10 protein-coding genes are annotated in these 11835 nt (G+C 50.6%); 2 read left to right on the top strand and 8 right to left on the bottom strand.

The window, feature by feature from the left end:
* Nucleotides 1–121 precede the first annotated feature (121 nt).
* The 6 genes from KQX66_RS04945 to KQX66_RS04920 all read right to left on the bottom strand — a co-directional run bounded on the left by KQX66_RS04945 (nt 122) and on the right by KQX66_RS04920 (nt 8005).
* Entirely contained in the window at nt 122–886 is a 765-nt protein-coding gene (locus tag KQX66_RS04945; protein WP_216790456.1) for an SDR family oxidoreductase, read from the bottom strand.
* A gap of 95 nt (nt 887–981) precedes the next feature.
* The gene (locus tag KQX66_RS04940; RefSeq protein WP_216790453.1) at nt 982–2004 is read right to left on the bottom strand and encodes a serine hydrolase domain-containing protein; all 1023 of its coding nucleotides are present in this window, start codon (nt 2002–2004) and stop codon (nt 982–984) included.
* A 13-nt stretch (nt 2005–2017) separates the two neighbouring features.
* Nucleotides 2018–2842, bottom strand: a complete 825-nt coding sequence (locus KQX66_RS04935) for a MerR family transcriptional regulator (RefSeq protein ID WP_216790451.1) — start codon at nt 2840–2842, stop codon at nt 2018–2020.
* Between the two features lie 143 nt (nt 2843–2985).
* Nucleotides 2986–3759: a 3-oxoacyl-ACP reductase FabG gene (gene fabG, locus KQX66_RS04930; RefSeq protein ID WP_216790449.1), complete on the bottom strand. Its 774-nt coding sequence runs from the start codon at nt 3757–3759 to the stop codon at nt 2986–2988.
* 210 nt (nt 3760–3969) lie between these two features.
* A complete protein-coding gene (locus KQX66_RS04925; RefSeq protein WP_216790447.1) occupies nt 3970–4692 on the bottom strand; it encodes a YebC/PmpR family DNA-binding transcriptional regulator in 723 nt (240 codons plus the stop codon).
* A gap of 130 nt (nt 4693–4822) precedes the next feature.
* Entirely contained in the window at nt 4823–8005 is a 3183-nt protein-coding gene (locus tag KQX66_RS04920) for a bifunctional cytochrome P450/NADPH--P450 reductase (protein ID WP_216790445.1), read from the bottom strand.
* Nucleotides 8006–8213: 208 nt separating this feature from the next.
* On the opposite strand from KQX66_RS04920, the gene KQX66_RS04915 reads away from it, so the two are divergent.
* Entirely contained in the window at nt 8214–9122 is a 909-nt protein-coding gene (locus tag KQX66_RS04915) for a LysR family transcriptional regulator (RefSeq protein ID WP_216790443.1), read from the top strand.
* Between the two features lie 34 nt (nt 9123–9156).
* On the opposite strand, the gene KQX66_RS04910 is transcribed toward KQX66_RS04915, so the two are convergent.
* Entirely contained in the window at nt 9157–10383 is a 1227-nt protein-coding gene (locus KQX66_RS04910; protein ID WP_308647115.1) for an epoxide hydrolase family protein, read from the bottom strand.
* Nucleotides 10384–10418: 35 nt separating this feature from the next.
* Entirely contained in the window at nt 10419–10778 is a 360-nt protein-coding gene (locus KQX66_RS04905) for a MarR family winged helix-turn-helix transcriptional regulator (protein WP_253956910.1), read from the bottom strand.
* A 285-nt stretch (nt 10779–11063) separates the two neighbouring features.
* On the opposite strand from KQX66_RS04905, the gene KQX66_RS04900 reads away from it, so the two are divergent.
* Entirely contained in the window at nt 11064–11699 is a 636-nt protein-coding gene (locus KQX66_RS04900; RefSeq protein WP_216790437.1) for a methyltransferase domain-containing protein, read from the top strand.
* The last annotated feature ends 136 nt before the right edge of the window (nt 11700–11835 follow it).

The raw sequence follows: 11835 nt of genomic DNA, 5'->3' as shown, positions 1-11835 counted from the left end.
ATTCAGAAGTCATCTCCTAGCTGCTTAAGGCTTCAATACCGTTTTTCAACACTGTCCATAAATGAGGTTACAGTTCACACTAAAGGAACATTGGTGATTTTTTTCATCATAAAATGAGATTTTACAGGTGAGATCCGCCGCTTACATCGAGCAATTGACCGGTTACCCAGCGGCTGTCCGTCGAAGCGAGAAAGGCGGCAACATCCGCCACATCCTCAGGTTCTCCCCATCGGTTGAAGGTTGAAAGTCCCGCGGCATATCGCTGCCCATCGGGATTTTGCAGCGTCCCGGCATTCATCTCTGTATTAATAATTCCGGGCTGAATGGCGTTAACCGTAATATTACGGCCTCCAAGCTGTTTAGCCAGAAGGCGGGTAAAGGTGTCGATAGCTCCTTTTGACATGCTGTAGGCGAACACGCTTGGGGAGGCTACGCGCGTCACAAAGGATGAAATATTAATAATGCTTCCTCCGTTTTTCAGACGCGGTAGTGCTTGCTGGGTGACGAAAAGCGGCGCTTTGACGTTGATTTTCATCACCTCGTCAAAAGATTGCTCCGTTGCCTCATCCAGACTGACAATTTGGCCGATTCCGGCATTGTTGACAAGAATATCGAATTCGCTGCCGCCCGTGTGCTTCTTAAGGGCATCATCCAGTGCCGCGAATAATTCATGAACGCCGTCAAGCGTGTTCAGGTCAGCGCCAATCGCGCAAGCGCGCCCTCCGCTTTGTTCGATCTGCCGAACGACGGCCTCCGCTTCATTTCGTCTTTTTCCATAATGCACGGCGACAAAAGCTCCCTCCTGTGCCAGACGCCATGCGATGCTGCGGCCAATTCCCCTGCTCGCCCCGGTGACTAAAGCGACTTTGCCCTCCAACTTCTTCATGTCTTCATCTCCTTGTCCGAATTCAAGTATAGTTATATCACAACACATCATTTGAAATGTTGCTCTCCTATTCGGTTCCAAGGGGAAGGCTATTTTTAGTCCATTACAGCCGGGACAATCCATTCCTTAATCAGCGTCCACCTGTCACGGGGATGAATGAGGAATTCCGATGCGATGGCTACGACCAGGTCTTTTTCCGGAATGCAGCAGATGACATGACCGCCATCGCCTAGCGCTGAGTATGCAGAAATGCCGTCCTCTTCGCGTAACCACCATAAATAACCGTAGTTATGGGGGGTCATCGCCGTTGATTCGTCAATCCACGCGTCGGAAACAATCGGATGATGGTCCCAATGGCCACGGTTCAGGCATAGAAAACCGAAACGTGCCATATCGCGGGGAGTTAGCGTAAGTCCCCATCCGCCTGTGGAGTTGCCGTTCGGGTCGTTGACCCACCCTCTCACTTGTTTCCCGAATAAATCCTCAAATCCGAATGATTTCATTTCGTAATCCGGGATTTCTTCCATGCCGATCGGTTTAAACAAACGCTCGTTGGCAAACGCGCGGGCACTTGTTCCCGTGCTGCGGGTGAGGATGGCCGAAAGTAGATGCGCCCCTGCGGTGGAATACTTAAAAGCCCCAATACTTCCTTGCTGGCCCAGCATATCCAGCGTATATTTTACCCAGTCGGCCTGCATGCACATCTTGTCCAGCGGTTCGTTCCAGTCCTCGAATGGATAAGGAGCCGTCATCGTGAGAAGATGGCGTATGGTAATTTCGCGTTTCTGCCGATCGGCAGCATCGGGAACATATTCAGGAAAAAAATCCAGCACCTTCTGGTCTACACTCTTAATATATCCTGTATCGATGGCAATACCGATGAGGGCGGATAGTATGCTTTTCGTTACAGACGCTACATGGTGCGGATCGTCCGGGCCATAGCCGTTATAATAGCTTTCATAAGCGATGTATCCATTCCTCACCACAACCATACCGTTGATGTTGCTGTACTCGGATTTTATCGTTGGTTCAAGCGCTGAAAGCTTATTTGAGTCCATACCCAAGGCTGCCGGCTCTAAGGCTTTCCATTGTGTCGTTGGCCAGTAGTTTCTTTGCATGATAGGCACCTCTCTATTTTTTCTTTACGGGAAAATATACCTCGGTCACCATTTCCTCAGGACCGGAGGCTTGATTGGGGTCGGTTACATACACTTCATAGGGGGATTTCACCAGGGCATACCCTTCGTTTTCCACCCATTCCCTCAGCTTGGCATACAGCGATGTCAATTCCGGGTAGGAACCCTTTAACACAGCTTTCGCACAAAGGCCTCCGGGCAAATCCCTTGTTCCTTTTACAGGCTCCTTGATCGGGATGGCAAACTCGGTATCATTGCCGGCAGGATTGTATTCAGGGCTGTGATAAATTGTCATTGGCGTACCGAGCAAGGTGAGTTTTTCCGCAGCAATCTTTTCATAGAGTCTGCCAAAATAATTCCCATATCCTGCCGCATAGTCGTCGCGACTCAACATCTCGCGCATATAAAGGATATTCATGGACCGGGTTTCCACAAGCTGTACTTCGATCTTGTCCAGGTATGACATCATGGGGATGCCCTTCTCCAGGTTTAAAAGGTCATTGCTCATTTGGGTCAGGGTATACTCCAAAGTGTGCAGCCTCTCCTGAAGCTCCCTTCTCTTGCGATGAAGGGCAGAATAAAGCTTCTCTTCGGATTGATCCTCTTCCAATTCCAGAACGGCTCTGATTTCTTCCAGAGAAAAATGATAAGATTTCAGGCGGTTAATAAAGAGCATCTTTTGCAGCTGCCCGATGGAATAATACCGATAGCCGTTTTCAGGATTGATTTCATCGGGACGAATTAATCCGATTTCCTCATAATACCGAAGCGTTTTGGTAGATACTTCGCATATTTTCGAGAATTCTCCAATCGATAGCAAGAGGTCACCTCCATTCTTTCCGTTTTGATACGAACTTCGTTCCATTTCACTGTACAGCTTACCCTAAGGGCAAAGTCAACGGCAAAAAATAAAACGACCGTTTCCCGGTGGAATACCGATAAACGGTCGTGATATACATGAGTTCAGCCCATCGCTTCCAGACTTTCCGGAAGTATCTGCCCGCCATCGACGACGATCGTTTGGCCTGTAATAAAGCCGGCCTCCTTCGAAGCTAAAAAGACAGCGGCGTAAGCGATATCTTCGACGCTTCCGAGCCGCTTGAGCGGAATGGAAGCCGTCATCGCCTGCAAATAATTATCTCCAAGGCCTTCCAGCCCTTCCGTTATAATGTTGCCGGGCATCACGGCGTTAATCGTAATGTTGTAACGCGCAAGCTCGAGCGCCGCACTGCGCATGAATCCAAGCTGCGCAGCTTTGCTCGCGCCGTAGTGCGACCATCCGGCATAGCCGGTAACCGGCCCTGTAATCGAAGAGGTAACGATGATGCGGCCATATTCCGCTTGCTTCAGGAAAGGCAGGCAAGCCTGAAGGGAAAACAGCGTCCCGCGCGCATTCGTGTTCATCACCTCATCCCACTGCTCGCCGGTCATTTCCTCAATCGGCGCATTCGGAAAAATACCCGCATTGGCGCACAGCACGTCGATCCCTCCGAACATACCGGCCGTCTCGTTCGCAACGCGCTTCATCGATTCCAAATCGGCGACATTGCCTTCGAAGGCATGAGCAACGCCTCCGTTCTCCCGGATTTCCACCACGGTTTCCTCCGCTTTCGTCAGGCTGCGTGCGACGACGGCGACCTTCGCCCCCTTCTCTGCGAAGGTTTTGGCAATTCCTTTGCCGATTCCTTTGCTGGCTCCGGTCACGACGACCGTCTTATTCTTCAGTGGCGTCAGCATGCAATAACACTCCTGTTCTCTTGAAGTATGAGCTGCTATTTTTTCCATTACTTGGTTCCCTATGATCGTACTACAATTCCAAATGCGGTGGCAATAGATGGAATCGCTCTAACTGGACGAGCAACTTTTTCCATAACACAAAAAGACCGCAAATTACGCGGTCTTTCATGAAATCCAGTTCTTACACTGAAAGGAAAATGCATACAAAGCTTATTCCTCAGGCAGATCCACATTGTGATAAACTTGTTGAACATCCTCCAGATCTTCGAGAGCATCGACCAATTTCTCGAACTGCACCAGAGCGTCTCCCGAAAGAGTCACATAATTTTGCGCCAGCATCGTCTGTTCGGCAACGATAAATTCCGTAATGCCCGCCTGCTTGAACGCGGATTGGACGGCATGAAACTGATCCGGCTCGGCATAGACGATAACCGACTCCTCTTCCTCTGCAATATCCCGAACGTCTACATCTGCCTCCATCAATAGCTCCAAAACTTCGTCGGATGTCTTCCCCTCGACCCCAAAGACGGCCGTTGGACTGAACATATAAGTTACGGAACCGCTGACTCCCATGCTTCCGCCGCTTTTATTGAAAGCCGAACGTACGTCCGCGGCAGTACGGTTTACGTTATTGGTGAGCGTGTCGACGATGACCATAGCGCCGCTCGGACCGAATCCCTCATAGCGAAGCTCCGTATAGCTCTCTTCCGAGTTTCCTTTCGCCTTCTCAATCGCACGGTCGATGATCGCTTTCGGTACGTTATATGTTTTGGCTCGTTCGAGCACGAATTTTAAAGCTTGATTGGATTCCGGATCAGGTTCGCCCTTCTTCGCCGCTACATAAATCTCAACTCCGAACTTCGCATAGACCCGACTCGTGCTGGCGTCCTTCGATGCTTTTTTCTCTTTAATATTATTCCACTTACGTCCCATACTGGTACCCGCTTTCTCTTTCTTATTTTTTTGTCCTTCCCCTATTATATTGAATAAAACGGTATTTGGACAAGTTTCGCGCATCTTGGAATTAAAAAAAAGCCGCAATATGCGACTTTTATCATAAGATTTAGATCCCCGCCCAGACATCTTTGGCATAGCTGCCGTTCGACTGAAGACGTTCCAGCCATTTTTCCGCTTCTTGCTGCTCAACTCCATGGACGGCCTGATAAGCTTTCTGCAGCTCGTTTTCGACATCGGGCGCCATTTTGCTGCCGTCACCACATACGTAAAGCCGCCCGCCGGCATCAAGAATGCGGATTAACTCCGCTGCATTGTTCGCCATCAAATGCTGTACGTACGTTTTGGGTACGCCTTCCTTGCGGGAAAAAGCCGTATGAAGCGTAACCACGCCGTCTCTTTCGTATTGATCAAGCTCTTCCCGGTAAATATAATCCGCTTCGTCCCTGCAGCCGAAATACAGATGGGCTTCGCCCAGCGACTTTCCTTCCCGCTTCAGTTGCGCTCGTGCCTGCAGGAATCCGCGGAATGGCGCTATCCCTGTCCCCGGCCCTACCATAATCACGGGAGTCTGCGGATCGTCAGGGAGCTGGAAGCCGGATTCCGGCGTACGAACAAACATAACAACGTCCTCTCCTGGCTGACGCTCCGCCAAGTAATTCGAGGCGACTCCGACATATTCCCCTTGTCCGCTCCAAGCCGGACTGCGGACGACGCCTACCGTAATGCTGGCCCGGCCCGCGTTCATCCGAGGGGAACTGGATATCGAATAATATCTGGGTTTGAGCGGAGGCAGCAGTTCCAAAAACTTCGCAAACGGAATTTCGCAGGCTTCGTATTTTTCAACCAGGTCAAGCATTGTGATCCGTTTCTTCAATATCTGCTCTTCGTAGGTCCCCTCTTCCAACAAAGCTTCCAGTTCGCGCTTATGCGGAGGACAAACCGTAAAAGCGGCGACCTCACGGATCTGGGCTCTGGTTGCCGCCTCCTGCAGCTCCACATTATGGCTAAGCAGGTCCGAGAGCAATACGGGCCGGTCTAAAGGCAGATGGGATGCGCTGACTCCGCTTGCCGTCAAAATCACTTGATCCTTCTCACTCAAACCGAACCGCCGCAGGATACGGCCGACATTCTCTTTTCTGTTGCTTGGAAAGACGCCAAGGTGATCGCCCTCTTGATACGTAACCTCCTCCGGCATTTCGATCTCGATATGCCGCGTGCTGCGTCCGCTGCCAGGCTGCTGAAGCTCGCGGTTTTCCGCGACTGTCGCGTGAACCGCATCGTACGATTGAGCGAGAGGCGTCTCGGCAAAGCCGCTGACAAACTGAATGTTCAGGGTGTTCCGTTCTTTTTCCGCATTTTCGTTCAGTTTGAGATCGAACGTCTTCATCGCATCGGTCCACATTTGACTTTTCCACGCTTCAAACTGCTTTTCGAAGTCGCCGCTCGCATCAGCCTCCCCACGAAGGGAGAACCTTGTCGCACCTTTGGCAGCGAGCTGTTCGTCAATGAATCTCGGCACCTCCTGATACGTCGAGGCCCAGTTGTGGTCACCGCAGCCAAATACGGAATAATGCACGCCGCTAAGCTCGCCCGCTTCGACCTGCTCCAGCCATTGAACGAACTGTCGTGCATTGCCCGGCGGTTTCCCGTTATATGAAGAGGTGACGATGATTAAAGCGCCTTCCTTCGGTAAATGGCCCAACCGATCGTTCAATGCCGCCGCTTCGCTTCGGATACCGTGCAAACGGGCGAGGTCCGCCAGTTCTTTGGCGAGGCGTTCCGCCGTTCCCATATTGGAGCCGTAAAGCACGAGCAGCGGTCGGTTGTTCACTCCGAGGACGGAAGCTTGCTGCGCTTGTTTTTCAGGGTTGGGAGCTTGGGTAAGGTCTTCTCCCGTTTTGCTTGGATACGCAGCGGCTATTTTCCTGTCTCGCAATTGAACACGGATCTTGAAATCGTCCGGCTTCAGCGTCAGCGTCTGTTTGACTTTCAACTGGTAGTTCAAAGGATCGAGCAATTGAAATTGCTGGAGGATCATCCCGAGCACCAAAGTCGCTTCGTGAAGCGCAAACTGCATGCCGATACAGGCTCGTTGCCCGTTCCCGAACGGTTTATAAGCATGGTTCGGTATTTTGGCAGGGTCTTCAAACCGTTCCGGCCGGAATTGTTCCGCATCGTCCCCCCATACCCCTTTATCCCGGTGAAGCTTGGGCAAAACAATGGAGACGGCCTCGCCTTTCTTAATCGGATACTTTCCTCCGATGACGGTGTCTTCCTTGGCGAACAGGCTAAATTGGGGAGCCGTCGGCCATAGACGCAAAGACTCGTTTAAAATCATTCGGATATATTTCAGCTTCAGAACTTGCTCGTACTTTGGCGTTGCGTCTGTTAGCACTTCATCCACTTCGGCGTAAGCCTTTTTTAATACTTCCGGATGCTTTAATAAAAAGTAAATCGTAAATGACAACAGTCCGCTCGTGGTTTCATGTCCGGCGATCAGGAACGTGATAATTTGGTAACGAATATTTTGATCGTCCAGCTGTTGACCGGTCTCGGGATCTTTGGCGGTCAGCATTCGGGCGAGCAAATCGGTTTCTCCCTGATCCCCTTTTGCCTTGCGCTCGGCGATGATTTTATCGACCAAGGAGAACATCGATTGAATATCTTGCTCGTACTGGCGTTTGGTTTTCACCATCAGCATGTTCTGAATCGGCAGCCTGTTGCCGTAATGCATCGCTTCGTCCAGAGACCGAACCATACTGACAATAAAAGGATTTGGCGTTTCCCGGTAGTAGCTGTTGAAACGATAGTTAAAGCCGCATAAGCCAATAGTATCCAGGGTAAGCCGTGTCATATCGTCCGGCACGTCGATGCTTTCGTCCGGATTGAGGCGCGCCCATTTCTGGACAAGCTGCACAGCGATATCCACCATCATGTCATGGTAGCCCTTCATGGCTTGAAGGCTAAAGGAAGGCATCAGAATCGCATGCGCCTTTTTCCAATTCGGCTCTTCCGTCAGACTGGTGAACAGTCCGTCTCCGGCAAAATCGCGTACTTTCAGCAGATGCCCTATCGCTTTGTCAAAACGCGATTCATCGCATACATCGGCCACCAAGTCGGGTCCGGAGATGATATAAACGGATCTTCCCAATGCCTCGAATCGGAAAATAGGACCGTACTCGTCAGCAAGCTTACAGAAAGATAACGTAGGCGAATCCTTATCGATTAACGGAATATTTCCTAGAACGCCATAGGTTTTGGGCTGGGGGATCGGCATCAGATTTTCCATAAAGAAACCTCCCTCTTTTTGTAGTTAATATTCCCCAACATGGATAACAAAAATTACCCTAAAGGAGCATTCGGAAGAAAAGTTATTTTTTTGTCCCTTCGAAAACTTATTCGAAAGTATGGGTTTATTTTAACCGCGACGATCCATAATATCCAATATATAATTGGACATCAATTCATTACATTGAAACAATGAATGGAGTAAGGCAATGGAACTGCAGCAGCTTCGTTATTTTCAAACCGTAGCCCGATTGGAGCACATGACACAGGCGGCCGAGGAATTGAACATTACCCAGCCGGCGCTCAGCAGAACGATCTCCCGATTGGAAGAAGATATCGGCGTTCCCTTATTTGAAAGAAAGGGACGTCATATTCGGCTGAATCGATATGGCGAAATTTTTCTTGCCCATCTGGAGCAGTCGTTTCTGGAGCTGGATCAAGCCAAGAAGAAAATCAATGACATGGCCCGGATCGAAAATCTCTCGGTCTCCATTGCCACCACAAACGTCAGCTTATTTCCGAGTCTGGTGTCGGCCTTTCTGCGTCAATACCCGGATATCCGGATACGTCAGTATTTGCGAAGCGACATCAATATGTATCAATTGCTGGAAAAAGGCGAGGTCGACATGTGCATTTCTTCCGAGCCATTAGAAGGCCCTGATGTCCAATGGGACCCTTTATTTTCGGAAGAGTTATTGTTGCTAGTGCCAAGAGAGGAACGCTTTGTGCATCGTCAAGAAATACGGCTGATGGAAGTCGCGGGCGAACGATTTATTAGCAGCAACACGAGCTACGATTCGTCGAATTGGCTGGAAAAGCTTTGTCGGCAAACCGGCTTTGCCCCCAAAATCTCGTTTGAGGGAAACGATTCCGTCGTCATCGGAGAAATGGTGAGTCTCGGTCTTGGCATCTCGTTTATCCCGAAGCCCCTTTGGGAAAAATTCTCTGAGCTATTAAAGGATCGGCTTCATGTTCTAAACCTGACCGAGCCCCACTGCACCATGACGACCGGCATATCGAGAATCATGGGCCGTTATCTGCCGACAGCCGCGCATACCTTCTACAGCTTCGCGATTCAGCGAACTTGGGATGAAAAAAATGGACACCCCGTCTTTTGAAAACGGATGTCCATGTAGGATGCGAGATATTCGCTTATCTGCGTCCCCGAAAGGTACGGCGCAAGTCGTCAACCCACTGGTCCGGAATTTCCCAGGGGATAAAGTGGCCGCCGCGGTCGTGAACGGCGATATTGACATGGTTGTACCAGGACGCGCGGTCGCTGTCCAGAAAGTGCCGAACCCGATTTTCGGTCGTAATGCCCGGCGGATTCTCATAGCCTACGAACGTAATGCCGGTAGGCGATTCTACAACCGGCCACCGGTCGTGAGACGGTCCCCACGGGTAACGGTTGGCGTTCGCGTAGAAGCGAATGGAAGTTTCGATGGCGTTATTCACCCAGAAGATCGTCGCGTGAGTAAGCAAATCGTCCTTCGAAAAGACACGCTCGACGTTTCCGCCATTGTCGCTCCATTTGGCCCATCGCTCCAGAATCCATGCAAGCATGCCTACCGGGGAATCGCTCAGCCCGTAAGCGAGCGTACTCGGATCGAGCACGTGTACGGCGAGATGCGACGCGAAACGACGATCGAACTTCAAGATCTCACTCCGTATGCTTTCAGGGATATCGTCAGGAATAGGCTGCCCTCCGGAGAAATCCCAGGCGCGATCGCCGTTGAAAAAACTCAGCTTTAGTGCGGACCCGATGTGGATTGCGTAGAGCTCGCTGCTATATTTATGTCCGAGCTGGCCCGTTACAAGGGCGCCTATATCGCATCCCCCGGCGGCGTACTTATCATAACCGAGAACCTTCGTCATGAGCACGTGCCATAGATCCGCGACCTTCCAGAAGTTCATATCCGGATTGTTCGGCAGCGGCGTTGAGAACCCGAAGCCGGGAAGCGATGGCACGATCACGTCGAAGGCCTCTGCAGGATCCCCCCCGAATGCGCCGGGGTCGGCAAGCGGATCGATCACCTTGGACCAATGCCAGAACGTCCACGGCCAGCCGTGGGTCAAAATCAGCGGAATCGGGTTCGGTCCTACGCCGGGCTTGCGCATAAAATGCACAGGAACGCCGTTAACATTTACTTTGTAATGTTCGTAGACGTTGATCGCGGCCTCGGATTTGCGCCAGTCGAATTCGTTGATCCAGTAGTCGACCAGTTCCTCAAGGTAGCGCCGGCTGACGCCGTAATACCAGTCGTCATTTCCGGCATCGAGGGGCCATCTGGTCAATTTCAGCCGGGCTCTCAAATCTGCCAGCAGATCGTCCGGCACGTAGATAGGAGTCGGTTCAAGCGGGAAAAGAGATTCTGTCACGAGTACTCCTCCTTGGACCATTGTAGATAGTTAGGCTATTCGTTTCCAAGCTCGGCAAGGCGTGTCAATGCAGGCAGTGCGGATGCGATGGCACCTCTTTCCTCTGGAGAGAGCCCTTCAATAAGCTTGGCGATCCGCATTATGCGTTCGGACCGGCGTGAATCGATGACGCTTACCCCTTGCGGTGTGATGTGGACGAGCACCGCACGACCGTCGCTCGGATCGGGACGGCGCTCCACCAGCCCATCGCGCTCGAGCCGAATTACCAGCTGTGTAATTGCGGATTGCGTTACTTGTTCCGTCGCAATCAACTCGCTCAGCCTCATCGGGCTTCTAAGAGATAGGGTGTGTAACACGGATAGCGTGGTGAAGCTTAGCTTTTCAATGGACGGCATTCGAATGAATAGCCTCGTCAATTCTTCGAACGCCATAGCGAAGTCGCTCACGTTCAGATCAGTTAAGTTCGTTTTAGGTTCCATGGGCAAAATTATATCAGTTACTTATATAAATGTCTAATGTAAATCCATTTTTTTGTTTTTTCACAGATGAATCTTGCACTTCATGATAATCATCCATGCGGCTCATGAAGTGCAAACGTACAATAGGATAAGGTTCTATCCGTTACACTTATAAATTTGGAGCCGTCCTCCAACAAGTTCTCAGATCGGAGAGTGATCTGGATGAAAATCGATATTGGCTGCGGCCTGAACAAGCATCCGGGCTTTTGGGGAATCGATAATAGAATTCTTCCCGGAGTCGACATGGTGTGCGATTTGAATGCCCCCCTTCCCCTCCCCGATAATTCTGTCGAATTCGTCATGGCCAGCCGCTCCCTCCCCTATGTTCATAACTTCGAAGCTCTCATGACAGAGTTATACCGATTGTGCATTCATAAAGCCGTTGTCTGTATTTTGGCTCCTTACGCTCACAGCTTCGCTCATGTATCCAATCCGTCGCTCAAGCACAAATTTGATGAGTATACGCCGCGCTATCTTACCGCTTCCTTCTTTCAGCCTTCCCAGGGAGCGATTTGCCCTGAGTTGTACGCCTATGGGCCGGAAGCGCCTCCGCCCTACGATTTTCGTTTGCTGCGCATGGAGCTGTTTTACCAGATTCCTTTTGTCCCGCCGCTCTATGAGCTCGAGGAGCTGGAAGTCTTGAAAACGCTGCAAGCCAATGTTGTGCAGGAGATCATGTACCATTTCGTTGTCATTAAAGAGCCTGTATCGGACGATGAGTTGGAGCAGATGAGCCGTGGAGTCCTTCCCGAGCCGAATCATGCGGCGGATCTGCGTCGAGAGTACCATAATTTTTGAAATTTTTTTGTAGACAAACAATAATTGAAATAGGAACCATAGATCTTTAAAGATGGTTTAAATGGATGATCAACCAGCTTGCCGGAATCACTCCACGTAATCTTCTTGTAAGGAGGTGACATCCATTCCTCTTATC

The sequence above is a fragment of the Paenibacillus oleatilyticus genome, from assembly GCF_018998565.1.
GTDB classification, from domain to species: domain Bacteria; phylum Bacillota; class Bacilli; order Paenibacillales; family NBRC-103111; genus Paenibacillus_G; species Paenibacillus_G oleatilyticus.
Note: the sequence above shows the minus strand (reverse complement) of the source record. Positions and strands in the feature narration are given on the sequence as shown.